General features: G+C 52.4%; 1 rRNA gene. It reads right to left on the bottom strand.

What is annotated here, in order from left to right:
- Nucleotides 1-25: 25 nt before the first annotated feature.
- Nucleotides 26-1,567 (bottom strand): 16S ribosomal RNA (locus tag VSR74_RS23145).
- Nucleotides 1,568-1,664: the final 97 nt, after the last annotated feature.

The following is a 1,664-nucleotide window of genomic DNA, read 5'->3' as shown; positions in this document are numbered from 1 at the left end:
CACTTCAAGGAACGGTTCTTTAAGGTAAGGAGGTGATCCAACCGCAGGTTCCCCTACGGTTACCTTGTTACGACTTCACCCCAGTCATGAATCACAAAGTGGTAAGCGCCCTCCCGAAGGTTAAGCTACCTACTTCTTTTGCAACCCACTCCCATGGTGTGACGGGCGGTGTGTACAAGGCCCGGGAACGTATTCACCGTAGCATTCTGATCTACGATTACTAGCGATTCCGACTTCATGGAGTCGAGTTGCAGACTCCAATCCGGACTACGACATACTTTATGAGGTCCGCTTGCTCTCGCGAGGTCGCTTCTCTTTGTATATGCCATTGTAGCACGTGTGTAGCCCTACTCGTAAGGGCCATGATGACTTGACGTCATCCCCACCTTCCTCCAGTTTATCACTGGCAGTCTCCTTTGAGTTCCCGACCGAATCGCTGGCAACAAAGGATAAGGGTTGCGCTCGTTGCGGGACTTAACCCAACATTTCACAACACGAGCTGACGACAGCCATGCAGCACCTGTCTCACGGTTCCCGAAGGCACCAATTCATCTCTGAAAAGTTCCGTGGATGTCAAGAGTAGGTAAGGTTCTTCGCGTTGCATCGAATTAAACCACATGCTCCACCGCTTGTGCGGGCCCCCGTCAATTCATTTGAGTTTTAACCTTGCGGCCGTACTCCCCAGGCGGTCGACTTAACGCGTTAGCTCCGGAAGCCACGCCTCAAGGGCACAACCTCCAAGTCGACATCGTTTACAGCGTGGACTACCAGGGTATCTAATCCTGTTTGCTCCCCACGCTTTCGCACCTGAGCGTCAGTCTTCGTCCAGGGGGCCGCCTTCGCCACCGGTATTCCTCCAGATCTCTACGCATTTCACCGCTACACCTGGAATTCTACCCCCCTCTACGAGACTCAAGCTTGCCAGTTTCAAATGCAGTTCCCAGGTTGAGCCCGGGGATTTCACATCTGACTTAACAAACCGCCTGCGTGCGCTTTACGCCCAGTAATTCCGATTAACGCTTGCACCCTCCGTATTACCGCGGCTGCTGGCACGGAGTTAGCCGGTGCTTCTTCTGCGAGTAACGTCAATTGCTGTGGTTATTAACCACAACACCTTCCTCCTCGCTGAAAGTACTTTACAACCCGAAGGCCTTCTTCATACACGCGGCATGGCTGCATCAGGCTTGCGCCCATTGTGCAATATTCCCCACTGCTGCCTCCCGTAGGAGTCTGGACCGTGTCTCAGTTCCAGTGTGGCTGGTCATCCTCTCAGACCAGCTAGGGATCGTCGCCTAGGTGAGCCATTACCCCACCTACTAGCTAATCCCATCTGGGCACATCCGATGGCAAGAGGCCCGAAGGTCCCCCTCTTTGGTCTTGCGACGTTATGCGGTATTAGCTACCGTTTCCAGTAGTTATCCCCCTCCATCAGGCAGTTTCCCAGACATTACTCACCCGTCCGCCACTCGTCAGCAAAGCAGCAAGCTGCTTTCTGTTACCGTTCGACTTGCATGTGTTAGGCCTGCCGCCAGCGTTCAATCTGAGCCATGATCAAACTCTTCAATTTAAGTTTGATGCTCGTGAATTAAACTTCGTAATGAATTACGTGTTCACTCAGAGACTTGGTATTCATTTATCGTCTTGCGACGTTAAGAATCCGTATC

It is taken from the genome of Pseudocitrobacter cyperus (assembly GCF_039889165.1).
Taxonomy (GTDB): Bacteria; Pseudomonadota; Gammaproteobacteria; order Enterobacterales; family Enterobacteriaceae; genus Pseudocitrobacter; species Pseudocitrobacter cyperus.
Note: the sequence above shows the minus strand (reverse complement) of the source record. Positions and strands in the feature narration are given on the sequence as shown.